The sequence below is a fragment of the Streptomyces sp. NBC_00620 genome (assembly GCF_026341825.1).
Classification (GTDB): Bacteria; Actinomycetota; Actinomycetes; order Streptomycetales; family Streptomycetaceae; genus Streptomyces.
Map to the genome: position 1 here is coordinate 2455671 of NZ_JAPENY010000002.1, position 25368 is coordinate 2481038.

The 25368-nt window shown below is 69.8% G+C and carries 22 protein-coding genes; 12 read left to right on the top strand and 10 right to left on the bottom strand.

The annotated features are described in order from the left end of the window. Positions 1 to 317: 317 nt before the first annotated feature. Positions 318 to 1013 (top strand): alpha/beta fold hydrolase, encoded by a 696-nt coding sequence (locus OG246_RS30295; protein WP_266470232.1) that lies wholly within the window; start codon positions 318 to 320, stop codon positions 1011 to 1013. A 15-nt stretch (positions 1014 to 1028) separates the two neighbouring features. Here OG246_RS30295 and OG246_RS30300 read toward each other — a convergent pair whose 3' ends face one another. Then, positions 1029 to 1619, bottom strand: a complete 591-nt coding sequence (locus OG246_RS30300) for a cupin domain-containing protein (protein ID WP_266470234.1) — start codon at positions 1617 to 1619, stop codon at positions 1029 to 1031. 67 nt (positions 1620 to 1686) lie between these two features. Further along, positions 1687 to 2298, bottom strand: coding sequence for a TetR/AcrR family transcriptional regulator C-terminal domain-containing protein (locus OG246_RS30305; RefSeq protein WP_266470236.1), 612 nt, complete (start codon positions 2296 to 2298; stop codon positions 1687 to 1689). Between the two features lie 70 nt (positions 2299 to 2368). On the opposite strand from OG246_RS30305, the gene OG246_RS30310 reads away from it, so the two are divergent. Beyond that, positions 2369 to 3847 carry an FAD-dependent monooxygenase gene (locus tag OG246_RS30310; RefSeq protein WP_266470238.1) on the top strand — a complete coding sequence of 493 codons (1479 nt, stop codon included), beginning with the start codon at positions 2369 to 2371 and terminating at the stop codon, positions 3845 to 3847. A 15-nt stretch (positions 3848 to 3862) separates the two neighbouring features. Continuing rightward, the gene (locus OG246_RS30315) at positions 3863 to 4618 is read left to right on the top strand and encodes an SDR family oxidoreductase (protein WP_266470241.1); all 756 of its coding nucleotides are present in this window, start codon (positions 3863 to 3865) and stop codon (positions 4616 to 4618) included. 122 nt (positions 4619 to 4740) lie between these two features. Here the strand turns inward: OG246_RS30315 and OG246_RS30320 are convergent, their stop codons facing one another. The 4 genes from OG246_RS30320 to OG246_RS30335 all read right to left on the bottom strand — a co-directional run bounded on the left by OG246_RS30320 (position 4741) and on the right by OG246_RS30335 (position 7559). After that, on the bottom strand, positions 4741 to 5697 hold the full coding sequence (locus OG246_RS30320) for an alpha/beta hydrolase (RefSeq protein WP_266470245.1): 957 nt from the start codon (positions 5695 to 5697) through the stop codon (positions 4741 to 4743). Positions 5698 to 5746: 49 nt separating this feature from the next. Next, on the bottom strand, positions 5747 to 6154 hold the full coding sequence (locus OG246_RS30325) for a RidA family protein (protein WP_266470248.1): 408 nt from the start codon (positions 6152 to 6154) through the stop codon (positions 5747 to 5749). Between the two features lie 24 nt (positions 6155 to 6178). After that, positions 6179 to 6988: a class II aldolase/adducin family protein gene (locus OG246_RS30330; RefSeq protein WP_266470251.1), complete on the bottom strand. Its 810-nt coding sequence runs from the start codon at positions 6986 to 6988 to the stop codon at positions 6179 to 6181. Between the two features lie 115 nt (positions 6989 to 7103). Continuing rightward, positions 7104 to 7559: an Lrp/AsnC family transcriptional regulator gene (locus OG246_RS30335; RefSeq protein WP_266470254.1), complete on the bottom strand. Its 456-nt coding sequence runs from the start codon at positions 7557 to 7559 to the stop codon at positions 7104 to 7106. Between the two features lie 170 nt (positions 7560 to 7729). On the opposite strand from OG246_RS30335, the gene OG246_RS30340 reads away from it, so the two are divergent. From OG246_RS30340 to OG246_RS30375, 8 genes are all read left to right on the top strand, one after another. Then, a complete protein-coding gene (locus OG246_RS30340; RefSeq protein WP_266470257.1) occupies positions 7730 to 8881 on the top strand; it encodes an acyl-CoA dehydrogenase family protein in 1152 nt (383 codons plus the stop codon). 81 nt (positions 8882 to 8962) lie between these two features. Then, entirely contained in the window at positions 8963 to 9724 is a 762-nt protein-coding gene (locus OG246_RS30345; protein ID WP_266470260.1) for an SDR family NAD(P)-dependent oxidoreductase, read from the top strand. 103 nt (positions 9725 to 9827) lie between these two features. Beyond that, positions 9828 to 10970, top strand: coding sequence for a thiamine pyrophosphate-dependent dehydrogenase E1 component subunit alpha (locus OG246_RS30350; RefSeq protein WP_266470263.1), 1143 nt, complete (start codon positions 9828 to 9830; stop codon positions 10968 to 10970). Then, on the top strand, positions 10967 to 11935 hold the full coding sequence (locus OG246_RS30355) for an alpha-ketoacid dehydrogenase subunit beta (protein WP_266470266.1): 969 nt from the start codon (positions 10967 to 10969) through the stop codon (positions 11933 to 11935). Before OG246_RS30350 ends, OG246_RS30355 begins: the two co-directional genes overlap by 4 nt. A 17-nt stretch (positions 11936 to 11952) precedes the next feature. Further along, positions 11953 to 13245 carry a dihydrolipoamide acetyltransferase family protein gene (locus OG246_RS30360; RefSeq protein WP_266470269.1) on the top strand — a complete coding sequence of 431 codons (1293 nt, stop codon included), beginning with the start codon at positions 11953 to 11955 and terminating at the stop codon, positions 13243 to 13245. A gap of 122 nt (positions 13246 to 13367) precedes the next feature. Further along, positions 13368 to 13967, top strand: coding sequence for an ABATE domain-containing protein (locus OG246_RS30365; protein WP_266470272.1), 600 nt, complete (start codon positions 13368 to 13370; stop codon positions 13965 to 13967). A gap of 140 nt (positions 13968 to 14107) precedes the next feature. Further along, positions 14108 to 16999 (top strand): AAA family ATPase, encoded by a 2892-nt coding sequence (locus OG246_RS30370; protein WP_266470275.1) that lies wholly within the window; start codon positions 14108 to 14110, stop codon positions 16997 to 16999. Between the two features lie 152 nt (positions 17000 to 17151). After that, positions 17152 to 17649: a hypothetical protein gene (locus tag OG246_RS30375; RefSeq protein ID WP_266470278.1), complete on the top strand. Its 498-nt coding sequence runs from the start codon at positions 17152 to 17154 to the stop codon at positions 17647 to 17649. A gap of 39 nt (positions 17650 to 17688) precedes the next feature. On the opposite strand, the gene OG246_RS30380 is transcribed toward OG246_RS30375, so the two are convergent. Continuing rightward, on the bottom strand, positions 17689 to 19668 hold the full coding sequence (locus OG246_RS30380) for an N-acetylmuramoyl-L-alanine amidase (RefSeq protein WP_266470281.1): 1980 nt from the start codon (positions 19666 to 19668) through the stop codon (positions 17689 to 17691). A gap of 391 nt (positions 19669 to 20059) precedes the next feature. Next, entirely contained in the window at positions 20060 to 21202 is a 1143-nt protein-coding gene (locus OG246_RS30385) for an aminoglycoside phosphotransferase family protein (RefSeq protein WP_266470284.1), read from the bottom strand. 232 nt (positions 21203 to 21434) lie between these two features. Here OG246_RS30385 and OG246_RS30390 point away from each other — a divergent pair, with 232 nt between their 5' ends. Next, positions 21435 to 22934 (top strand): hypothetical protein, encoded by a 1500-nt coding sequence (locus tag OG246_RS30390; RefSeq protein WP_266470286.1) that lies wholly within the window; start codon positions 21435 to 21437, stop codon positions 22932 to 22934. Positions 22935 to 22959: 25 nt separating this feature from the next. Here the strand turns inward: OG246_RS30390 and OG246_RS30395 are convergent, their stop codons facing one another. Beyond that, entirely contained in the window at positions 22960 to 24390 is a 1431-nt protein-coding gene (locus OG246_RS30395) for a PP2C family protein-serine/threonine phosphatase (RefSeq protein WP_266470289.1), read from the bottom strand. 279 nt (positions 24391 to 24669) lie between these two features. Then, positions 24670 to 25353: a TetR/AcrR family transcriptional regulator gene (locus tag OG246_RS30400; RefSeq protein WP_266470299.1), complete on the bottom strand. Its 684-nt coding sequence runs from the start codon at positions 25351 to 25353 to the stop codon at positions 24670 to 24672. Positions 25354 to 25368 lie beyond the last annotated feature (15 nt).

Consider the following 25368-nt stretch of genomic DNA (forward strand, 5'->3'; position numbering starts at 1 on the left):
CCTCCCTTCTTCTTGAGGACAGGAGGGGAGGATGACCGCTGTACGCGTCGGCGGGAGTGCACCGACGCCGACCGATCCCTCTCGGGGGTCGGCCCGAGGCCGCTGAGGTACATGACCGGCGGCGTTGTTGCGCTTCTCTTCGGGTGTCGTCTGGTGCGCGGCGTGCATGGTTCGGCTGCTTACGGGCGGGAGACTGCGGGATGGTGTTTGCCTACTGGGCAAATTAAATCGCCCTGTGGGTTGACCGTGTGTGCTGCTCGCCCGATCCTGGGAGCAGCCGTCCGCAGGGACGCGCGACTCGCAGGAGGAAGAGCGAAATGGCGACATTCGTACTGATTCATGGTTCCTGGGGTGGGGGATGGGTCTGGGACCGCATGCGGCCCGTTCTGGAAGAGGCGGGTCACCGTGTACTGACTCCCACGCTCACCGGGTTCGCCGAGAAACACGATCTGTCCCGGTCGGATGTGGGGCTCTCCGTCAATGTCCAGGAGGTCGCCGACCTGCTCGCCATCGAGGGGGTCGACGACGCGATCCTCGTGGGCCACAGCTACGGCGGCATGGTCATCACCGGGGTGGCGGCCCTCGCCCCGGATCGCATCAGTCAGATCGTGTACGTGGACGCCTTCGCCCCCACCACCGGTGAGTCGGCCTTCACGGTGCTTCCTTGGCTGGAGGACGCGTTCACGGCCCCCGAGGGAGGCCCGGACTGGGAGGTCGCCCCGCTGGACCCGCGCGCGCTCGGCGCAGACGAGGACGGCGCCACGTGGCTGGAGAACGGCCTGACCCCCATGCCTCGCCTCACCCATGCCGAACCGCTGGGACCTGGCAGCGAGGAAGTCCTCGATGGCAAGCAGGTGACCTACATTCACTGCGCGGCCCAGGAGTTCTTCAACGACACCGCTGCGGCAGTGGCCAAGCGCGGGTTCCGCCTTGTCACCCTCACTGAGGTCACTCACGTCGAGGTACTGGTGCAGCCGCAGGTCCTGGCCCGCGAACTGCTCGCGCTTCTCTGACCGGTCGGCGAACGGTCAGCGCCGGGGTTTCGGTGACGGAACCGGGTGATGCATCGGCATCGTCGCGGCGGTCGACGCGACCAGCACGGTGGCCGGTTTCTCGCCCTTGTTGGTCAAGCGGTGAACCTTCGACGAGTCGAAGTGAAGGGAATCGCCGGCGCTCAGGGCGATGTCCTTGCCGTCCAGGCGGAAATCGACGTCGCCCGACAGGATGTGCAGCCACTCTTCGCCCGCGTGCTTGGCGTCCTTGGTCGACTTTCCGGGCTCCACCTCGACACGGATGACCGCGATCGTCGATCCCGGGCCGCTCAGGACGGTGTAGTGCCCGTCCTGCCCGGGGTGCTCGACCGCATCGTCGGCTCGTACGAGGTGGTAGTCCTCCAGCTCCTGCTCCTGGATCAGCTCGCTCACCGAGATCCCGTACACCCGGGCGATCTGGAGGAGGCTGCCGATGGACGGCTGCCGGTGCCCCTTCTCCAGGCGGGAGAGGTGTGTGACGGAGATGCCGGTCTGCTCGGACAAGGTCACCAGCGTGATGCCGCGTTCACTGCGCAGGTCTTTCAGTCGATGACCTACCCAAGCGTCCAGCTCGTTGTCGTCCGCCATGGTCGTAACATACACGCCTCATAGACAACGCATGTTGCCGAGATGGCAAATATCGGCCGGCCTCCCCTTACGTCCCGGCGAGGATCGCAGCCACCCCGAATTCGAACCGCTCGTCGAAGGACGCCGGCGCGAGATGTCCGGCCACGCGGTGGAGGGAGGGATACGTCGTCCCGGAGATCGCGCTCGCCAGGATGTCGCCCAGCGGGCGCTGGTCGACCGCCTGCTCCTCCTGGGTGAGGCCCAGGGTGAAGTAGGTGACCGCCCACGCGGTCCACGCGGCCTCGCGGTCGCCAAGGCCGGACTTCAGCAGCGCTTCCACCAGGGTCTCCGCGAAGCGCAGGGTGTTCGGCTCGGCGGCGTAGGTACCCACCACCAGTGCGGCGCCGTCGCGATGGGACAGCAGGGCGCGGCGGTAGCGCCGGGTCAGCTCGCGGGCGCGTTCGTGGGGGGCGGCCGGCAGGCCGGTCAGCGGGATCTCGCCGAGTACGGCGTCCGCCATGAGCTCCAGCATTCGGGCCTTGGTCTTCACATGCCACTGCACGGTGTTGATCCGCACGCCGAGACGGTCGGCGACCGCTCTCGTGGACACCGCGTCCAGGCCCTTCTCGTCCAGGAGATCCAGTCCCGCACGGATCACCGTAGCCGGATCCAGCCGGTCGCTCTGTTGCCTATTGGTCACTGACCTAGTTTACTGCATCTCGAAGGCCTTGGTCGGTGACCAAGAATTCGACCAGGAAATGGGTGATCGTATGGAAACTCAGCAGGTCGTCATCGCCGGAGGCGGCCCCGTCGGGCTCTGGCTCGCCGCCGAACTGCGGTTGAACAACATCTCCGTGACCGTTCTGGAAGAACGCACCGAGATCGACCAGCGCTCCAAGGCGCTCACCGTGCATCCGCGCGGCGTCGAGGTACTGGCCTCGCGCGGGATCCACCAGCGGTTCCTCGACGAGAGCCTGAAGATCTCCACCGGCCACTTCGCCAACCTCGCGAACCGGCTCGACTTCTCCGTCCTGGACACGCCGTTCCCCTACACCCTCTTCATCCCCCAGGCTCGCACCGAGGCGCTCTTCGAGGAGTACGCCCTCGGGCTCGGCGCCACCATCCGGCGCGGGCATCGGGTCACCGGCTTCGCCGAGCACGCGGACTCGGTGACCGTCCAGGTGGAGGGGCCGGAGGGGCCGTACGAGATCCAGGCCGAGTACATCGCCGGCTGTGACGGCACCAGGAGCACCGTGCGCGAGGCGGCCGGCATCGACTTCCCCGGTACGCCCTCCACCTACCTCGGCTGGCTCGGCGATGTCCTCTTCGACAACCCGCCCCCGCCCGGCTTCAACAGCTTCGACGAGCGCGGCGGGTTGATGATCATTCCGCTGCCCGACAACCGGTGGCGCATCGCCGGCACCAGCCCCGACAGCGCGACCACCGAGTGGCCCGGCGACCTCACGCTGGACGAATTGCGGCAGAAGGTCATCGACATCGCCGGTGACGACTTCGGCATGCGCGACCCGTCCTGGCTCTCCCGCTTCGGCAACGCCACCCGGCTTGCCACCCACTACCGGCGCGGACGTGTCGTGCTCGCGGGCGACGCCGCCCATCAGCACTACCCCACCGGCGGTGTCGGCATGAACGTCGGCTTCCAGGACGCCTTCAACCTCGGCTGGAAGCTGGCCGCGACGATCGACGGCTGGGCCTCGGACGGGCTCCTTGACAGCTACCACAGCGACCGGTACCCGGTCGGCGAGCAGTTGATGGAGCACAGCCGCGCGCAGACGTACCTGTTCCACGCCTTCTCGCCCGAGGGGCTCGCCCTGCGCGACCTGCTCAGCCGGATGGTCCCCGAGTCACGGGAGTTCAGCGACTTTCTGGCCGGCCGGCTCACCGCGCTCGACGTCGCCTACCCGAGCACCGACCCGACGGCCCACCCGGTGACCGGCACCCGCGCCCCCGACCTCACCCTCACCGGAACGGACAGCACCCTGTTCGGCGCGCTGCGGGCGGACTCGTACGTCCTGCTCGACCGCACCGCCGACGGCGCGCTCGCCGACCTCGTCCAGGAGCGGGTCACTGTGCAGGGCGGGGCGCCCGACCGGACGCGGGACGCCTGGGAGGACGTACGCGCCGCCCTGATCCGGCCCGACGGGCATGTCGCGTGGGCCTGGACGGAGGAGGACGACACCAAGCTGGCGGCGCAGGTGGACGCGGTCGTCACCACGGCCCTCGGCCGCTAGGAAGGGACCGGAGTCATGGATCTCGGACTGAAGGACCGGGTGTACGTCCTCACTGGTGGCACGCGCGGGCTGGGTTACGCCGTCGCGCGCGAACTGGTCGCCGACGGGGCCAAGGTGGTCGTCACCGGCCGCGACGAGAAGCGCGCCGCCGAGGCGGCGGCCGAGCTGGGGCCGAACGCGGCCGGAGTCGCCTTGGACAACTCCGACCCGCAGGCACCGCAGCAACTGATCGCCGCCGCACGGGAGTTGTTCGGCGGCTTCGACGGCATCCTCGTCAGCGTCGGCGGACCGCCCGCGGGCAACGTGGCGGACAACACCGACGAGCAGTGGCAGGCGGCGTTCGAGTCGGTGTTCCTGGGCGCGGTACGGCTCGCCCGAGCGGCCGCGGCGGAACTGGGGGACGGGGGTTCCATCGGGTTCGTCCTGTCCATCACGGCGCACGAACCGGCGCCCGGGATGGTCATCTCCAACGGACTGCGGCCCGGACTCGCCGGGTTCGCCAAGTCCCTCGCGGACGAGCTGGGCCCGCGCGGCATCCGCGTCTTCGGGCTGCTGCCGGGGCGGATCGGTACGGATCGCATGCGCGAGCTGGACGGGCTGTCCCCCGATCCCGGGGCCAGGCGGGCCGCCAACGAGTCCGGGATTCCGCTGCGGCGGTACGGGGCGCCGGAGGAGTTCGGGCGCGCGGGTGCGTTCATGCTGTCGCCGGCGGCTTCCTATGTGACCGGGGTGATGCTGTCGATCGACGGCGGGGCCCGGCGCGGTTTCTGACGTCGTTCGACCACAGGGCGCGGGGGGCTGGCACAACTCCCCGCGCCCTTGCTTGGGTTAGACCCAGGCATAAAGCAGCGGCCATCGCGGGAAATCGCGATGGCCGCTCTGTACTCGGGAAATCAGGTGGAGTTCACCTCAGGCCCGCCTGCGAGCAGCGCGCGCCACCGATCGACGATGGCGTCGACCGCCGCGTCCCCCTCGGGAATGAGATCGCCCAGCACGGGGAAGTCGTGGACCTGCCCGTCGACGCGGAACAGGGACACGTCGACCCCGGCGGCTCGGAGAGCGCGGGCGTACTCCTCCCCGGCGTCACGGAGCGGGTCGTACTCGGCGGTGACCACCAAGGCGGCGGGTGTGCCCGCGAGTTCGGTGGCGGCGGCCGGGGACAGCCGAGGGTCCGACAGATCCTGCCCAGGGGCGTAGAGACTGATCCAGTGCTCGAACTCGCTCGTCGACACGAAGTAGCCCTTGGCGAACTCGACGTAGGAGCCACGGCGATGGCCGAGGTTCACCGCCGCGCAGATGAGCAGTTGAGCGCGTACGGTGAACTCGTCCGTGGACCGCGAGACCTGCGCGACGACCGCGGCGAGATTGCCCCCGGCGCTGTCACCGCCGACGAGGATCCCCGGTCCGCCGGCATTGAGGTCGGCGGCGTTCCGGCTGAGCCAAGCCGCTGCGGCGAGTGCGTCCTCGACGGCGGCGGGGTACGGGTTCTCGGGTGCGAGCCGGTAGTCGACGTTCACCACCACGCCCCCGCTGCGTGCGGTGAGCTTGCGGCACAGGGCGTCGGAGGTGCTGAGTCCACCGACCGACCATCCGCCGCCGTGGAAGTACAGCAGTGGCGGCAGGTCGGAACTGCCATCCGGACTGCCTTCGGGGTGGTAGACCCTCGCGGGGACGGTTCCCGACGGTGTCGGGATGTCGATGTCTGAGGTGGAGCCGACTCGGTCACCCGCGCCGAAACTCGCCGCCAACGTGTCGAGTTGAAGCCGGGCCTGCTGAATGGGAATGTCCGACAACGACGGGCCGTCCGAGGCCATGTCGATGAGGCGCTGCACGCCAGGGAGAAGCGGCATCAGGAATCCTTTGTCGTAGCTGCGTGCATGCGGGGGAAGTGGGCGTGCCTCACCGCAGAACCGCGAACCCGTCGACCTCGATGAGCCACTCAGGCAGGCCGAGCGTCTGCACACCGAGGAAAGTGCTCGCCGATACCGGCCACTTGCCGTCGAAGGCACGCTGACCCGCGGCGAAGATGGGGCCGATCAACTCAGGTCTGTGACCGACGACGTGAATCGTGTTCTTGATCAGATCGTCCGGGGTGGCGCCGGCGGCTTCCAGCGCGGCCCTGAAGTTACGAAAGGCCTGTTCGGCCTGCGCTTCATGGTCTCCAGGTCCGACGAGCTCGCCGTCGGAGTCGAGCGCGATCTGCCCGGCGATCGCGATGAAGCGGCTGCCCGTGCCGATCGCCGCGTGGGTGTAGAGGCCCTGGATCGGGGGCGCGACGGTGTCCGGGTTCACTCGTTGAATCGACATTGCGTCTCCAGTCTGATCGCGGGGTCACCGCAGGACGTCGGGCTCCTCGTCCACCACGAGTCCGGCGAGGAGGTTGAAGTTGTGCCGGGCCATGTTGGCGTTACTGAACTGCCGGTGAGCCAGAGTCACTTCCTCGTCGCTCATGATCCGCGGCTTGCCCGCCGCGTCGGCCAGCAGCTGCATCTGGCAGGCCCGGTCCATCGTGATGAACCACCAGGCCGCCTCCTCGACGGACCGACCCACGGTGAGCAACCCGTGATGACGCAGGATCGCCGCCCTGCTGTCTCCCAGCCGGTCGGCGATGCGCTCGCCCTCCGCCTTCTCCAGCACGAGGCCCTTGTACTCGTCGAAGAGCACATGGTCCCCGGCGAAGGCGCACGATTCCTGGACGATGGGGTCGAGAAGCTTGTCCAGCGAGGCGAACGCCCGGCCGTGGATCGTATGAGCATGGGCGACGGCGACCACGTCGGGGCGCGCGTGGTGAATCGAGGAGTGGATCCAGAAGGCGGCCTTGTTGGTACGGCGATCGCCCTCGATCACCTGCCCCTCCTCGTCGATGAGCAGCAGATCGCTCACCCGGATCTTCGAGAAGTGCACGGCGTACGGGTTGACCCAGAACCGGTCGGGGAACTCCGGGTCGCGTGCCGTGATGTGCCCTGCGATGCCTTCGTCGAAGCCGTAACGCGCGAAGATCCGGAAGGCGATCGCGAGCTGTTCCTTGCGGTGCCGGCGTTCGGACTCGACCGAACCCTTCGCGTCCGACAGCTGGGGTATGTCGAGCTCGCCGATGCCGTCCAGATCCTCTGCGCCGGCGCTCTCAGTCGACACGGACATGTGCTCATGCCTCCCTGTTCGGTGCTGCTGGGCCTGCTTCAGCGTGCGCCCGGCAAACCAGGGAAGTCAACCTAGGAGGCAATTTAATGTGCCCTCTGGGCAAATAATTGTCCGATCAGGCTCGGCCGTCCCGCCGCCACGCACCCAGCACCATCAAGGTCTTCGTCCCGATCACCGGCCCCGAGCGGCGCAGCCGGTCGATGACATCCCGGAGATGCTGGACGCCGGACACGCGGACCCGGACCAGTGCGTCGGGATCCCCGGCCACCGTGAAGACCTCCAGGACCTCCGTGACGCTGGTGGCCGCCATGGTGATCATCTCGACCTTCACGTCCCCCGAGAACCTCAGCTCGACGAAGGCCTCGAAGCTGGAGCCGAGCTTGCCGTGATCCAGCACGACCGTGTAGCCCGCGATCACCCCGACCCGTTCGAGGCGGTCGATGCGCCGCTTCACGGCGGAGGGAGACAGGCTGACCTGCTCCGCGATCTCCGTGACCGTCCGGCGGCCGTCCTGCACCAGCAGGTCGATGATCGTGCTGTCGACGCTGTCGACGTGCTCTGTATCCGGCATGGTCACACCTCACTCATGAGCAGGTTCTTTGCGTAGAACCCTGATCAGACTTCATAAAGTTTGCGCGCACAACAAGATCTCGGCAGGTTAATTGCATCATGGGCAGCGCGCTGTCGACTGTGGTCATCCCCGAGTCCACCAGGACGCGACCGCAGGAGAGGGCCCATGCAGTGAAAGTGGAACGCGAACTGCCATCCCGCGAGGCCTATGACCTGCTGGAACTGGTCACGGACGTCGCGGACAAGGAACTGGGGCCACGGGCCGCCGAGTTCGAGGAAAGGGGCGAGTTCCCCCGCGAGGTCTTCGGCCTCCTGGGCGAGGTCGGGCTGCTGACTCTGCCGTTCAGCGAGGACGTCGGCGGCGGGGGACAGCCTTACACGGTCTACCTACAGGTGCTGGAAGAGATTGCCGCACGTTGGGCCGCGGTGGCCGTCGGCATGAGCGTGCACACGCTGTCCTGCCACCCGGTGACCACGTTCGGCACCGAGGCGCAGCAGGCCGAACTCCTGCCGCGGATGCTGAGCGGCGAGGCTCTGGGCGCGTACTCCCTGTCCGAAGCCCACGCGGGTTCCGATCCCAGGGCGCTGCGCGCGTCCGCCGTACAAGAGCCGCACGGCTGGACCGCACGGGGCACCAAGTCCTGGGTCACACACGGTGGTCAGGCCGACTTCTACACCGTGTTCCTGCGGACCTCCCCTGACGCGAGCGGGGGCATCTCCTGCTTCCACGTCGACGCCGACACGGCAGGGCTTGTCGCGGGAACACCGGAACGCAAGATGGGTCTGCGCAGCTCGACCACCGCCGAGATGCACTTCGAGGACGCGGTCATCCCCGAGGACAGACTCGTGGGCGCTCCCGGCCAGGGACTGCAGATCGCCCTGTCGGCGCTCGACGCGGGCCGGCTCGGCATCGCCGCTGTCGCCGTCGGCATCGCGCAGGCCGCCCTGGACTACGCGGTCGACTATGCCCGGGAGCGGCAGACGTTCGGGCGACCGGTCATCGAGCACCAAGGCGTCGGATTCCTGCTGGCCGACATGGCAGCCAGGACCGAAGCCGCCCGAGCGACCTACCTGGTCGCCGCACGCCGCAAGGACAACGGCCAGTCGTACACGCGGCAGGCCAGTGTGGCCAAGCTGATCGCGACCGATACGGCGATGGCGGTTACGACCGATGCGGTGCAGGTGCTGGGCGGCGCGGGATACGTGCTCGACCACCCGGTGGAACGGTTCATGCGGGAAGCGAAGATCACGCAGATCTTCGAGGGCACCAACCAGATCCAGCGCCTGGTGATCAGCCGTCAACTCGCGGATCCCGCACGCTGACCAGCGCCGTAGACGCCAACCCGCATGTCCGCACGCCAACCCTTCATGCCTACACGATGTCTACCTGTGAGGAGAACTGCCGTGCAGTATCGCGATGCCGTAGCCGTCGTCTCCGGCGGCGCTTCCGGCCTCGGGCGTGCCGTGGTCGAGAGGTTGCACTGGCAGGGAGCCACCGTGGTGGTTCTGGACCTGCCCACCGGAGCAGGCCGTGAGTTCGCCGACCACCTCGGCAAGCCCGCACATTTCGTGGCGGCCGATGTCACGGACGAGTCCGCGGTGCGGGCTGCGTTCGCCGAAGCCGCTGAACTCGGCACGGTGCGTGTGGCCGTCAACTGCGCCGGAGTGGCCACACCTGGACGGATCATCGGCAGCCGGGGTGTGCTCCCGCTCGACCAGTTCCGCCGAGTGGTGGACATCAACCTCGTAGGGACATTCAACGTCCTGAGCAACGCCGCGGCAGTGATGGCGGGCAACGACCCCGTCGACGGTGACCGCGGGATCATCGTCTGTACCGCCTCCATCGCCGCGTACGACGGGCAGATCGGGCAGGCCGCGTACGCCGCCAGCAAGGGCGGCGTCGTCTCGCTGACGTTGTCCGCCGCACGGGACCTTGCGGACAAGGGCATCCGAGTGGTCACCGTCGCGCCCGGGCTGTTCGACACCCCGCTCATGGCGGGACTGCCTCAGAAGGCGCGTGCGGCGCTGGAGGTCTCCGTGCCCCATCCCTCCAGGCTGGGTGCGCCGGACGAGTACGGCGCGCTGGTCGAGCACATCATCGACAACCCCATGCTCAACGGCTGCGTGATCCGCCTCGACGGATCGCTCCGTATGGCACCGCGCTGACACGCAGCGGTGATTGCCGTCCAGCCATCCGCCGACGCCCGATCGGCGGGCGCATCCGAAACGCAAGCATCCCGAAACGCGAGCATCCGAATCGAGAGCCGCTGTGCCACGTAGACAATCCAAGCCGACCGACGACGCCCAACCCGCCGACGGCCCGATCCAGTTCCTCTCACCCGAGGGCATACTCGGGCCCGACAGCAGACTCGAACTCCCTCCCGCGATCGATCTGTTGGCCCTCTACCGGGACATGGCGCTGGTACGCCGCCTGGATTCCGAGGCGATCGCGCTCCAGCGCCAGGGGGAACTGGGCCTGTGGCCCTCTCTGCGCGGTCAGGAGGCGGCCCAGGTCGGTGCGGCCTACGCGCTGGCCGAGCAGGACATGGTGTTCCCCACCTACCGGGAACACGGCGTGGCCTGGTGCCGCGGACTCGATCCGGTGTCGCTCCTCGGCCTCTTCCGCGGTTCGACACTGGGCGGCTGGAACCCGTACGAGCGTCGCTTCGGCCTCTACACCCTGGTCATCGGCGCGCAGACCCTGCACGCGGTCGGCTACGCCATGGGCCTGGTCCGGGACGACGTGATCGGCTCCGGGGACGGCACACGCGACACCGCGGTACTGGTCTTCCTCGGTGACGGAGCACTGAGCGAGGGCGAGACCAACGAGGCGTTCCTCTGGGCCGCCGCCCAGAACCTCCCCGTGGTCTTCTTCTGCCAGAACAACCAGTGGGCCATCTCCGCTCCCTACAGCGTGCAGAGCCGTGTCCCCGTCGCTCAACGCGCGGCCGGCTTCGGCTTTCCCGGCGTCTCCGTCGACGGCAATGACGTGCTGGCCTGTCTCGCGGCGACCCGTGAAGCGCTGACCCGTGCCCGGTCCGGCGGCGGGCCGACCCTCATCGAGGCGGTGACCTACCGGATCAACGCGCACACCACCGCCGACGACGCCACCCGCTACCGCCCCTCCGCCGAGACCGACGAGTGGACGGCCAAGGATCCGCTGGAGCGTCTGCGCCTGCACCTCACCGCGAGCGGCGAAGGCGTAGTCGACGAGGAGTACTTCGCCGATATCGAGCGACGAGAACAAGAACTGGCCGAACGTCTGAGGGCCGGCTGCCGGGCACTGCCCCCGCCGGACGATGCCTCGTCCTTCGAGAACACCTACACAGACATGCCGGTCGAGCTCAGGCGCCAACTGGCAGAGCACTCGCAGTACCTCGCCGCCGGCCAGGAGATCGGAGCCGTTCGATGAGCATCTCCATGGTCAAGGCCCTCAACAACGGGCTTCGCAAAGCCCTGCAGGACGATCCCAAAGTCCTGCTGATGGGCGAGGACATCGGACGCCTCGGCGGGGTGTTCCGCGTCACCGACGGTCTGCAGAAGGAGTTCGGCAGCCTGAGAGTCATCGACACTCCCCTCGGTGAGGCAGGCATCGTCGGCTCCGCCATCGGTCTCGCGATGCGCGGTTATCGCCCGGTGTGCGAGATCCAGTTCGACGGCTTCGTCTACCCGGCCGTCAACCAGATCATCAGCCAGCTCGCGAAGCTCCGGCACCGCTCGGGCGGTGTGATCACCCTGCCCGTGGTCATCCGCATCCCCTTCGGCGGCGGCATCGGCTCCATCGAGCACCACTCGGAATCGCCCGAGGTCTACTTCGCCCACACCGCCGGACTCAAGGTCGTCACCTGCTCCAACCCGCAGGACGCGTACGACATGATCCGCCAGGCCGTGGACGACGACGACCCGGTGATCTTCCTCGAACCCAAGCGGCACTACTGGACCAAGGGCGAGGTCACCGACCGGACACCGGCACCGTTCGCCCGAGCCCGTGTGCTGCGGGACGGCACCGACGCCACACTCATCGCGTACGGCCCCATGGTCCCGGCAGCTCTCGAAGCAGCCGAGGCCGCCGCCGAAGAAGGCCGCAGCGTCGAGGTCATCGACCTGCGCTCCCTGTCACCGCTGGACCTGGACACCGTACGGAAGTCCGTCCACCGCACCGGCCGGGCCCTGGTCACCCACGAGGCATCCCTGTCCCACGGGTTCGGGGCGGAGTTGGCCGCGAGGATCCAGCAGGAGGAGTTCCACTTCCTCGAAGCGCCGGTTCTCCGCATCACCGGATATGACACCCCGTACCCGCCGAGCCGCCTCGAGTCGGACTGGCTTCCGGGTGTCGACCGGATCCTCGATGCCCTCGACCACAGCTTGAGCTACTAGAGGAGGGGCGGATCACCGTGTCGAACGAGCAAGTTTTCCTGCTGCCCGATGTCGGCGAGGGACTCACCGAGGCCGAGATTCTCCAGTGGGCAGTGCAGGTGGGCGACTCCGTGGAGATCAACCAGATCATTGTCGAGGTGGAAACGGCCAAAGCTGCCGTCGAACTCCCCTCTCCGTATGCGGGTGTTGTGGGGACACTGCACGCGCAGGACGGGGAGACCCTGCCCGTGGGCAAACCCCTCATCACCATCCTCAGTGAGGTCAGCGGCGCTCCCGACGTGACGGAACCGGGTCCCGACAGGGAGGCGCTGCTGGTGGGGTATGGCCCGCAGGAGGGCAGCGGTCGCCGCAGACGTCGCCGGCCTGGGGCGACACCGCCTACAGACCAGCCAATAGCGCCGGCTCTCGTCCAGGCACCGGCCACAGAGCGGACAGCAGCCAAGCCCCCCGTCCGCAAACTCGCCAAAGACCTCGGCGTCGACATCACCACCGTCACCCCCACAGGCCCTGCGGGCACCGTCACCCGCGACGATGTACGCCGGGCAGCGGAGGCTCAGCCCGTGGCGGCGGAAGCTCCGAAGCCCGCGACTTCGGAGGCCGCAGCCGAGACCCGCATCCCGATTCGCGGCGTACGCAAGCACACCGCGGCCGCCATGGTCGCCTCCGCGTTCACGGCACCGCACGTCACCGAGTTCATGACGGTCGACATCACGGCGACCATGCGGCTCCGTGACACGGTCGCCGCCCGCCGCGAGTTCCGTGATCTGCGCGTCACGCCGCTGCTGTTCGTGGCCCGGGCACTCCTGCTGGCCCTGCGCAACACCCCCGAGGCGAACGCCAGTTGGGATGAGCCGGCGCAGGAGATCGTGCTCAAGCACTATGTCAACCTGGGCATCGCCGCCGCGACAGGGCGAGGGCTCATCGTCCCCAACATCAAGCACGCCGACCGGATGTCGCTGCGTGAACTCGCCGAAGCACTCGCCGCGCTCACCGGCACAGCCCGCGACGGCAGGACAACACCCCAGTCGATGATGGACGGGACCATCACCATCACGAACGTCGGCGTGTTCGGTGTGGACACGGGAACGCCGATCCTGAACCCGGGTGAGGCGGCCATCCTCGCCATGGGTGCCATCCGCCGTACACCCTGGGTCGTGACCGACGCGTCGGGGACCGAGAAGATCGAGCCGCGGTGGGTCACTCAGCTGGCACTGTCCTTCGATCATCGCCTCGTCGACGGTCAGCAGGGCTCACAGCTGCTCGCCGACACAGGCGCCTTCCTGCACGACCCCGGGCTGGCGATGCTCTGACGCGGTATGAGTGCGCGGGACGTGCTCGCGGACCGGTGTGTCACCCGCAGCGGCAACGCAAGGCTCTACGCGAGCGGCAACGCAGGGATCTAATGGATGCGGGCGAACGTATCATTAGCGCCATGGACGACTCGCTCAGCAGGGACGCACGGCTCGCCCTCGACCTCGCCCTGACCGTCCGGCACGACGGCCACGGGGGAGTCGCGGACGATCTCGCCGAGCCCACGGGCCTCACCGCCTGGGTACGAGCGCACCCGGATGTCCTGCCGGGAAGCGAGGCGTACGTCGCCGACGACCTCGCGCTCATCGCCGTACGCGATCTGCGCGCCGCCGTCCGCGCCCTCTTCGCCCGCGCCGTGCGCCCCGCCGAGCCGAGCCCCGCCGACGCCGCGAGGCTGCTGCCCGTACCCGAGGCCGTGGCGCGGCTCAACGCGGCGGCCGCCCGCACCCCGACCGTGCCCGTCCTCGCCTGGCCCGATGGCGCGGACCCCGTCGTACGGCAGGAGCCCCAGGGCGGCAGGCCGGAGCTCACCGCGGTGCTCGCCGGCGCCGCGATCGCGTTCCTCGCGAGCCCCGACCGGCAGCGCCTGCGCGCCTGCCACGCGCCGCGCTGCGTGCGCTACTTCCTCAAGGAGCACCCGCGTCAGGAGTGGTGCAAGGCGTCGTGCGGGAACCGCGCCCGAGTCGCCCGCCACCACGAGCGGCACAAGAAGTCCGCGTAGGCCACGGTCGGTTGCCCGGCGGTCAGGAGTGGCCGAACGGGGCGCCTCTGCACCGCTCCCGGCGTACGCTGAGGTGCCTGTAGGTCACGGTGCGCACCCGCTCCCCGCGCTGGCTGCGCCACCGTGGCAGGGGGTGCGCCATGGGGCAGCGAAACGCACGGAGCAGAAGGACACTCTTCGAACGCGAGAGTGAACTCGCCGCGGCCGACGAGGCGTTGAACGAACTCACCGGGCTGCGCAGGGACGGCGCCGAGCCACCCGGACGCCCCCGCGGCGCGCTCCTCGCCTTCGCGGCACGCGCCGGACTCGGCAAGACGACGCTCCTCGCCGAGGTCCGCCGCCGCGCCGCGGTCAAAGGCTGCACCGTACTGTCGGCGCGCGGCGGCGACCAGGAGCAGCGCGTCGCCTTCCACGTCGCCCGCCAGCTTCTGCAACCGCAGCTCGCCGGGGCCGCCGAATCCGAGATCCGTGCCTCGCTGGGGAGTTGGTACGCGATCGTCGGCCCGGCGCTCGGCCTGTGCGCGCCGGCCGAGGGTGCCCCGCCCGACCAGCAGGGCCTGCGCGACGGTCTCGACTGGGTGCTCACACACCTGGCCGTGCAGCGCGCCCCGATGGTGCTCGTCCTCGACGACGCGCACTGGGCCGACCCCGAATCGCTGAGCTGGCTCGCCGCGTTCGCACCGCGTGCGGAGGAGCTGCCGCTGCTGCTCGTCGTCGCTTACCGGCCCGAGGAACTCCCCGACCACGCCGAGGCGTTCAGGGGACTGCCCGGGCGCGCCGGTCAGCGCCCCATCGACCTCGAACCACTCAGTGCCGCCGCCGTCGCCCGACTCGTACGGGAGGACTTAGGCACCCAGGCCGACGACGCGTTCTGCCGCGAGTGCTGGGCGGTCACCGCGGGCAGCCCGTTCGAGGCGGTCGAGCTGACCGCGAAGGTGCGCGACCGCGGACTGACCCCGACCGAGGCCGGGGCGCATCTGCTGCGCGACCTGGCCGCCGCCGTCAAGGGCAGCGGCCTGATCGCCCGCCTGGAACGCCTGGGCACCTCGACCGTGCGGTTCGCCTGGGCCTGCGCGGTCCTCGGCACGGAGATCCATCCGATGCTCGCCGCCGCCGTCGCCGGCCTCGGCTCCGAGGAGGCCGCCGACGCGGCCGACGCCCTGCGCGGCGCCCGCATCCTCACCGGCGCCGACACCCTCGAATTCGTCCACCCGCTCATCGCCACCGCCGTCTACCGCGCGATCCCCGGCGGCGTACGCGTGGCTCTGCACGGACAGGCCGCCTGGTGCATCATCAACGACGGGCTCGGCCCGTCGGCCGCCGCACGGCACCTCATGGAGACCCACCCCGACGGCGACACCTGGGTCGTCCAGCAACTGCGTGCCGCCGCCCGCGAGAACCTCCGCGCGGGCGCCCCCGACGCGGCCCGCCGCTACCTCGCCCGCGCCCTGCGCGAACCCCCGCCCTTCGAGGATCGCGCCGCCGTCCTGTATGAACTGGGCTGCGCCTCCCTGCTCACCGAACCGGCGACCACCGTCAACCACCTGCGCGCAGCCCTCGAAGAGCCCATCACCGACCCGGAGTTGCGCCACAACATCGTCTACCGCCTCTCCCAGGTCCTCGCCCACAGCGACCGCCTCGCCGAGGCGTCCGAGACACTCGCCCGCGAGATCCCGGTGACCGGCGACGCCCGGGTGCGGCTGCGCATGCAGTCCGAGCAGTTCATGTGGGACGCCTTCCGGGCCGACGAACCCGACTCACCGGCCCGCTCCCGCCGCCTGGCCAGGCTCGCCGACCGGCTGTCCGGCCGCGACCTCACCGAGCGCTACGTGATCGGCCTGCGCGCATGGGACGCCACGCTGCGCGGCGAACCCGCCGCCGTCGCGCTCCACCACGCCGAACGCGCCCTCGCCGGAGGACTCGGCTGGGCCGAGGCCGACCGCGGCTTCGAGGTGCCCGTCCTGGTCGCCCTCACCTTCATGTACGCGGACCGCCCCGGGCGCACGGAGGAACTGTTCGCCGCCGGCATCGCCGACTTCGAATCCCAGGGCTGGCACGGTGCGCACCTGTCCTTCGGCTACACCCTCCTCGCGTACGTCCGCTACCGCCGCGGCCGGCTCACCGAGGCCGAGGACTTCGCACGGGCGGGCCTCAGGCTCGCCCAGCGCGTCGGGCCCGGCACCCCCGTGCACTGGTACTCCGTCGGCGTCCTCATCGAGATCCTGCTCGCCCGGGGCAAGATCACCGAGGCCGCGCAGACCGGCGAGGACCACGCCTTCGGCGCGCCCTTCCCGGCCGCCGTGACCTTCCCCGACGTCCAGACCGTGCACGGCGAGCTGCTGCTGGCCCGCGGCCTCACCAAGGACGCCGCCGTCGAGCTGGCGTCGGCCGGGCGCCGCCTCGATCCGCGCGGCATGCGCAACCCCGCCTGGTGCCCTTGGCAGCTCCACCTCGCGCGCGCCGAGAGCCACGACGCCCCCGAGCGGGCCGTCACCACGGCGCTGGAAGCGGTGAATCGCGCCCGCCAGTTCGGCGCTCCCTCAGCGGTCGGACAGGCACTCCGTGCCGCCGCCGAGGTCTCCTCCGGCTCGACCCGCGTCAAACTCCTCGAAGAGTCCGTCGCCAACCTGGAGCGCTCCCCGGCCGCGTACGAACTCGCCTGCGCCCTGATCGCGCTCGGCACCGAGCTGCGCCGCGCCGGACGCCCCAAGGAAGCCGCCGAGCACCTCTACCGTGGGCTCGACGCGGCCGTGCAGTGCGGCGCCGACGGACGCGTCGAAGAGGCCCGCGACGAGCTGGCCGCCGCCGGCCTCGGGCCGCGCCGCCTGCACAGCACCGAGACGGACACGCTCACCGCCCGCGAGCGCACCGCCGCCGCCCTGACCGTCCGGGGCCGCAGCACGGCCGAGATCGCAGCGGAGCTGGACATCGACGAGCCGGCCGTCGTACGGCTGCTTTCGGCGGTCTACCGGAAGGTGGGCACGGAGCGCATGGGACTCGGTGCCGCGCTGGGGGAGCGGCCGTCCCCGTAGCCGGAGGAACGCCGTCGCCGTACGCGGAGGAACAGCGGTCCCCGTATGCGGAGCAACAGGCGTCTCCGCGACCGGGGAACAGCCGTCCACGTGACCGCTCACATGGGGCGCCCCCGGGGCCCGGAGCACCGCTGTGCACGTACCATTGCGGCATGTCCTTCCTCCGCCGCCGTAGCGCCACACCCGCCGGGCCCGACTTCGATGTTCTGGCCATGGACCCGGGTGACTGGCCGGGCAATCTCGGCGCGGGCCTGCTGCCCGCTCCCGACGGCAGCTGCCAGGGCGTTTTCCTGCGCTACGACCTGTTCGGCGGCCGTGGCCCCGCGATGATCATCGGCAATCTGCCGGAGGGCTCCCCGGCCCGTGACATCCCGGAGGGAGAGATCCCCTTCGAGGTGGCCCAGCTGCTGCTGGCGCTGGAGAACGAGGAGGAGGTCACCGTCGTCGGCACCGAGGACATGCCGGTGATGCAGGGGGACAACCTCCTGATCGTGCGCCGCCTCAAGCTCTCCGAGACCCGCATCTCGTGCGTGCAGTTCGACCGCAGCGACAAGGTCCTGGTGACCATCGCCGCCTGGGACCGCCCCATCACCGACGATCTGTACGCGCTGCTCAAGCCGCTGCCGGCCGAGCTGTTCCAGCAGGGCTGAGCGGCCGGGTCCGCGCGTTCCGCGGACCCGCCCACGTCCCTACGAGGCCGACGAAAGCACCCGCACATCGGCGGCCCGCACGAACGCCACCCGGTGCCCGAACTGGATCTCGTAGTACATGTCCTTGCCGATTACGACCTTGTGCGGTGCCGTGTCGAAGGTCGGTGCGTAGTAGTACTCGCCCGGCACCTTGTCACCGACCGCATACTCCTGGCCCGTGAGCAGCTTGTACGGCAGCGGCGAGACCGTCTGCACGGGTACGCCCGTCGGGTACGCCTCCTTCTCCGGGTACGCGCGCCCGTAGACCGGGATCTCCGTGAGCCCTGTCCGGGGCGTGACCACGAGCCCCGACGCGTTCACCGCCGTGGGCTGCTTCTGCGGGTTCTTGAACCAGGCCTTCTGGCCCAGGTACCAGATCGCCGTCCAGTCGCCGTCGCGGCCCGCGACCGCGTACCGCTGGCCGGTGGAGACCCGTGAACCGATGTCGTTCACGTCGATCGTCGAGTCCGCGCCGCCCGGTCGCAGCCCGATGTCCTTGATCAGGGGCGAGGTCTCGCTCGCCGCGCTGTAGAGCCGCACCTCACTGGAACCGTGCACGGCGCAGGGCTCGCCGCTGGTGACGCAGCCGGTGTACGCGGGCCGGTTCGCGGTGAACTCCGGCAGCACGGTCACCAGCCCGCCGACGGCCTTCGCCGTGGAGCGGAAGGGATGGCCGAGCAGCGCGAAGTAGTGCTGCCAGTCCCAGTACGGGCCCGGGTCCGTGTGCATACCGGGGATGGTCGACGTCGTCGTGCCCGGCACGTTGTCGTGGCCCAGGATGTGCTGCCGGTCCAGCGGAATGCCGTACTTCTTGGCGAGGTACGCCACCAGCCGCGCCGAGGACCGGTACATCTCCTCCGTGTACCAGGCGTCCGGCGAGGCGAGGAAACCCTCGTGTTCCAGGCCGACCGACTTGGCGTTGACGTACCAGTTGCCCGCATGCCAGGCCACGTCCTTGGCCTTCACATGCTGGGCGATGTGCCCATCGGTCGAGCGCAGGGTGTAGTTCCACGACACATAGGTCGGGTCCTGGACCATATTCAGGACGCCGTCCCAGGTGCCCTCCGTGTCATGGATGACGATGTACTTGATGCTCTGCGAGGCGGGCCGGTCGCCGAGGTCGTGGTTTCCGTAGTCGCCCTCGCCGAACTCCTCGTACGGTGCCGGGATCCACTCGCAGGACACGGTCGCCGGGCACTCGGTGCCGGCCGCGGAGACCGTACGCAGACCCGCTCGCCCGAGCTGATCCTTGTCGGGGCCCAGTCCGGGTTGGGCCGCCAGCGCGACCTGCTGACCGGCGTCCGTTGTGCGCTGTTCGCCCCCGCGGATCACCTCGTAGACGTCATTGGCGTACGTCGCGGCCGTCGCGCTGTCGTCGGCACCCGAGAAGCGCGCCACCGCCCCGTACCAGTCGGCGGCGTCGTCGCTCAGCGGCTCGCCGAGGTCCTGCTGTGCGGCGGCGAGGAGCGCGGCGCCGCCCGCCACATTGGCGGCCGGGTCCGTACGCAGCTGCTCCGCCGGCAGGCCCGTGAGCTCGGCCGCCTTCGTCAAAGTCTTGAGGCGGGCGGGGAGTTCGGAGATCTCCGGCACTTTTGTGTCGGGGTGCAGAGCCGCGCGTGAGCTGTCGCCACGGGCGTCCTCCGTGCCCTCGCTGTGATGCGGCGCGCCGGCGATCGCCGTACGCGCGTCGGTGAGGTGCATGGGGCCGTAGCCGCCGCTGACGCTCGGCGCTCCGCCGTGCGCGTCCCAGCGGGACTGCAGATAGGAGACGGCGAGAAGCACACTCTGCGGAACGTGGTACGTGGCGGCCGCACCGGCAAAAGCACTCTGCAGCCGTGCCGAGGAGGCCTGCGCGGTGCTGCCGGAGGGGGCCGCGCCGAGCAGCGGCAGCAGCAGCGCCGCCGAGGCGAGGGTGCCTGCGGTTCTGCGCGCGCGTCTGTGCCCGGCGGTGGTCCTGGGGTCGGTGGCGGGTCCTCGCAAAGCAGCCTCCTGGGACGGTCGAGCGCGGTGGGGCGTGCGGGGCCGAACGTGCGTCAGTGGTACCGGGTCTCCGACGATCCGTCAATCATGCCCAGAGGCAGGCGATTTCCCATGTCAACGAGGGGCGGAAGGGGTTTCGTGGCGGAGGCGATCCCGCCTGCGGAGCGTCAGTGGCGTGGACCAATAACCCGGATGGTGGACGCACAACCCGGTCCCTGGACGCACACCTCGGTCCCCGGACGCATGGCCGGTCCTCGGGCACATGGCCGGTCCGTGGACGCGTGTCCGGCCGGTGGAAGCTTGGCCCGGCCGGTGGAGCCCCGGCGTCCAGACATGACGAAGGCCCGCGGTGCGCCCCTGTCCAAGGCGCGACCGCGGACCACCATCCCCGTCAGCGAGTGCCGACCGCCGCTCGGACGGCCCGTCGGGCCATCTGGCAGTCGTCGTGCAGCCGCCGCAGCAGCAGCCGCTGTTCCTCGCCGGACGGCGCAGCACCCGGGTGGGCCGGACCCGGTGCCGCCGGGGTCGCATCGTGCATCGAACGCTGCATGGCCGTCTCGTAGGTGCGGATCTCACGAGTCAGTACGAGCATCAGGTTCACCAGGAAGGCGTCGCGCGCCGCCGGTCCCGCCGACTGCGCGAGCTGGCTGATCTGGCGCCGTGCCACCGGAGCGTCACCGAGGACCGCCCACAGCGTCGCCAGGTCGTACCCCGGCAAATACCATCCCGCGTGCTCCCAATCCACCAGCACTGGACCGGCCGGTGAGAGAAGGATGTTCGACAGGAGTGCGTCGCCGTGACAGAACTGGCCCATGCCCTGACGGCCCGACGAGTGCGCGATGCCGTGCACCAGCTTCTGCAGATCGCCCATGTCCCGGTCCGTGAGCAGACCCAGCCCGTGGAATCGGGAGATCCGCTCCGCGTAGTCCAGCGGGGCGTTGAACGTCCCCGCCGGCGGCCGCCACGCGTTCAGCCGGCAGATCGCGCCCAACGCCGCCCGGATGTCCGCGCGGGGCGGGGCCTCGGCCGGATGCCGCTGCAGCGCGGCCACCCGGCCCGGCATCCGCTCGATCACGAGGGTGCAGTTGTCCGGGTCCGCCGCGATCAGCCGGGGCACCCGGACCGGCGGCCGGTGCCGCACGAACGAGCGGTATGCCGCTATTTCATGCCGGATCCGCTCCGCCCAGATTGGGGAGTGGTCCAGTAAACACTTGGCGACGGCCGTGCTGCGCCCGGTCGTGCCGACCAGGAGCACGGAGCGTCCACTGCGGCGCAGCACCTGGACCGGAGCGAACTCCGGGCAGATCCGGTGCACCGACGCGATCGCCGTGCGCAGTTGTGCGCCCTGAGGGCCGGACAAGTCGAGTCTCCCGCTGAGCGGTTGGGTGCCGAGCCCCGGAACGCGCCGTGTCCTGCCGGCGCCGAGCACGGGGCCCGCCGCGGGACGCGCGGGGTCGAGGTAGGGGCCGCTGCCGGCCGGGCGGGGGTGCAGCGACCGGGGCGGGGCGGACACGGAGGACGATGCTGTGTACATGGGCGAAACAGATCCCTTCGTGTGCCTGCAAGATGCCGCGCTACCCGCCCCGGCCGCCCTGGTGCACCCTGGGGAATGTCCTGAGGCGACCGGGTCGGGGTGGCGCGTTCCTACCTGACACCGGATGCCCAGTGGCACACCATCTGGCGCACCCTGGCGAACCCTGGCGAATAGTCGCTCAGCAACTGACAGGCGGTTACTGTCAAATCAGCCGAGAACCTGGGGGCTTGACGTGAACGGACAACCCAACACTCGTCTGTCGGACCTGTTCGGCCTGGCCGGCTGGTCCAAGGGCGAACTCGCGAGAATGGTCAACCGGCAGGCGGCGGCGATGGGCCACCCCCAACTGGCGACCGACACCTCACGGGTGCGGCGGTGGATCGACACGGGAGAGATCCCGCGTGATCCGGTTCCGCGGGTGCTGGCAGCTCTGTTCACCGAGCGTCTCGGCCGTGTCGTGACCATCGAGGACCTCGGTCTGGTCCGGCACGGGCGCGTGGGGAAACGGCCAGGCGGCGGGAGTGTGGAAAATCCCGACGGAGTGCCGTGGGCGCCCGAGCGGACTGCTGCGGTCCTCACCGAATTCACGGGAATGGACCTCATGCTCAACCGACGCGGCTTGGTGGGCGCGGGTGCCGCGCTTGCCGCGGGCTCCGCACTCAGTTCTGCCATGCACGAGTGGCTGCACACCGATCCGGCCCTCGCGGCCGACGCCCCTGATTTCGACGATCCCCTGCACGCCGACCCCGCTGGGTTCGACCGCTACGAGGCCGCCCCCATCGGGTCGCAGGAGATCGAGGAACTGGAGCGCTCGGTCGAGGTGTTCCGGGCCTGGGACGCCGCCCGCGGGGGCGGGTTGCAACGCAAGGCTGTGGTGGGCCAGCTCAACGAAGTGGGAGGAATGCTCTCCTACCGACACCCCGATCATCTGCAGCGGCGCCTGTGGGGCGTCGCCGCCAACCTCGCCGTCCTCGCGGGCTGGATGTCGCACGACATCGGCCTGGAGCCGACGGCTCAGAAGTACTTCGTCATCGCCGCCCACGCGGCCCGGGAGGGCGGCGACCGGCCCCGCGCCGGGGAGGCGCTCTCACGAGCGGCTCGCCAGATGGTGCATCTGGGCCGGCCCGACGACGCACTCGACCTGATGAAACTCGCCAAGTCCGGTTCCGGCGAAGAGGTGTTACCCCGCACCAGGGCCATGCTCTACACCATCGAGGCCTGGGCACAGGCCTCCATGGGCAAGGGCCAGGCCATGCGGCGCACCCTCGGCGAGGCCGAGGACCTGTTCGTCTCCGACCGGGGCGACGTACCTCCGCCGAGCTGGATGCAGATGTTCGACGAGGCGGACATGCACGGTATGCAGGCCCTCGCCTACCGCACCCTCGCCGAACACGAGCCGGCCGCGGCCGCCACCGCGCAGCGCCATGCGAAGGAGGCGCTCAAGCTGCGCGAGTCGGGCAGAGAGAGGTCACAGATCTTCGACCATATCTCCCTGGCCTCCGCCTGCTTCATCGCCGACGACCCCGAACAGGCCGACCGGTACGCGAGACTGGCCCTGACGTCGATGGGGGCCAACTCCTCCCACCGCACCTGGGACCGGCTGCGCGAGATGTACCGGCTCACCGGGCAGTACTCCAGCTATCCGAAGATCCACGAACTGCGTGAGGAGATCGAACTCGCTCTGCCGAAGGGCACGTTCAAGCCGAAGGGCGGCAACAGCGCGCGGGCGTAGGTCCCAGGGACGTTAAGTCCGGTCGTCAGGGGCCGACCCTGGCCACGAGCACGCAGGCGTCGTCCTCGCGCTCGGTCTCACCGAATTCCTCGACAACCGTCCGTACACAGTCCTGTGCCGTGCGCGCCTCGTGGAAGCGCGGGGCCAGAGCGAGCAGCTTCGGTGCGGCCACTGCGCCACCGCGCCGGGGGACAAGTCCGTCCGTGTGCAGGAGCAGCACGTCGCCGTCCTCGAGCGTTTCCTCGGCCTGCCCGTAGGTGGCCCCAGTGGTCGCCCCGAGCAGCACGCCGTCCGGCGCCGGCAGTATGCGCCCCGTCCCGTTGCGGAACAGCAGCGGGGCGGGGTGTCCTGCCTGTGCCCAGGTGAGGGTGCGGGTCTCGGGCCGGTAGCGGCAGCAGACGGCGCTGCCGAGGGCGGGTTGGACGGTGGCGTCCAGTAACTGGTTGAGCCAGGACATGAGTTGGCCCGGCTGGGTGCCCGACATGGCCATACCGCGCAGGGCGCCGAGCAGCATCGCCATGCCCGAAGCGACCGGGATTCCGTGGCCGGTGAGATCACCGACGCTCAACAGGGTTTCCCCGTCGGGTAGTTCGAGAGCGTCGTACCAGTCGCCGCCGACCAGTGCGCTGGTCGACGACGGCAGATAGCGGGCGGCGAGGTCCAGGGTCTCGGGCCCCCGCTGCGGGAACCGCAGGGAGCCACGCCACGGCGGCAGCACGGCCTCCTGCAGCTCTACCGCGAGCCGGTGCTCGGTCTGCGCGATGTGCCGTTGGCGCTGCAGCGAGTCACGGGTCTCGCTCACCTTCCGCTGGCTGCTGCGCAGTTCGCTGACGTCGCGCAGCACGGCCCACATCGAGACGGTGCTGCCGTCGGCGTCGAGCACGGGCTCGCCCATCATGTGCACGGTCCGCACCCCGCCGTCGGGGCGCTGTATGCGGAACTCACCGTCGATGGGCTTGGCGTCGATGAGGCAGTCCGTGACCATCGCGGTCAGCATCGGCCGGTCCTCGTCGAGCACCAGCGACGGCAGCTCGTCGAGCGTGAGCGGGGGAGCGGCGGGGTCGCGGCCCAGGAGCTGGTAGAGCTCCCCCGACCAACTGGCCTCGTCCGTCAGCAGATTCCACTCGGCGCTGCCGACCCGGCTGAGCAGCGAGCCGCGCCGGGGTGTGACCGGCACGGCTCGGACGGCTGGGGCGGGCGCGGGCTGGACGGGCGCCGTGGGCGGTCCGTCCCGCAGCTGGGCCAAGTGCTGGTCGAGGTCGTTGAGTTGATGCAGCGCCAGATTGCACAGCGCACGCTGCCAGCGTCCCTGCGGGTCCTCGTCGTCGGCGGGTGCTTCACGCCGTACGGCGTCCACCTCACCGCGCAGCCGCCGCGTCTGCGATATGAGCGCGTCAACCGTGCCGCGCTGAGGCGGCTGGGCGGCTGAGCGATCCGCAGAGAGATGGGAGGGCATGACGTACTCCGATGCGGGGACGGTACGACCAAGGCTGAGGAAGGACCGTTACGACTGTCGCACAGCCTGCGACGCGCTGTAAGGGATTTGGCAACACACGATACGGTGGTGCACCTGGCATATGCCACAGTCCCCATGGAGTGGGTACCTAGCACGTGTTCGGTACGCGTCCGGCGTGGTCAAGTCGTAGGCGGCGTACGCGACTTGAAGGTGTTCGAGGCTACGCGTGCGCTCCAGTCATTCTCTTGTTCGAGGGTCGTTTGTGCTAGCCCCTCCGCGTTACGGAATCCGGCGCGCGAAGTCCTGCACCTCGGCCTCGTAGAGAGGGGCCGGCTCGATGCCCATCGAGGCGAAGTTGCCCTCGATCTCCAGGCTCACCAAGCCGTGCAGGCGGGCCCAGAGAATCGTGGCGCGTGAGGCGACCGCCGTCGTCACGTCCTCGATTCCGTGGCGCTTCATCCACTCCTCGAACTGGGCCCCCGAGTCCTGGGAAACCGCGGTGTCCGGATTCGCGAGGGCACTCACCACGTCCAGTACGACGGTCATGGCCGGCTGTGCGGCCTCCACCAGGCTCGTCGACTGGGCGTCATAGCCCTGCAAGGGCGCCCGGAAGAGCAGACGGTAGCGGTGTGGCTCGGCCAGGGCCCAGTCGCGGTAGGCCCGTACGACGGACGTCAGGCGCGCGGCCGCGTCCTGCGGCGTGCCGTCGGCTGCGCGGGCGAGCGTGGACGTCAGGTCGCCGTACGCGTCGATGACCAGCTCGGTGAGCAGGCTGTCCCGGTTGGCGAAGTAGCGGTAGAGCGCGGGGCCGGTCATGCCGACCTGCTTGGCGATGGCGTTGAGCGACAGCGCCTCCGGGCCGCCCTCGGCCAGCTGCCGCAGTGCCGCCGTCTTGACTTCCTGTCGTACCTGCGCGCGGAACCGATCGCGCGGGCCGGGCCTGGTCCGGTTCTCTGCGGCCATGTCGTCGCCTCTTCG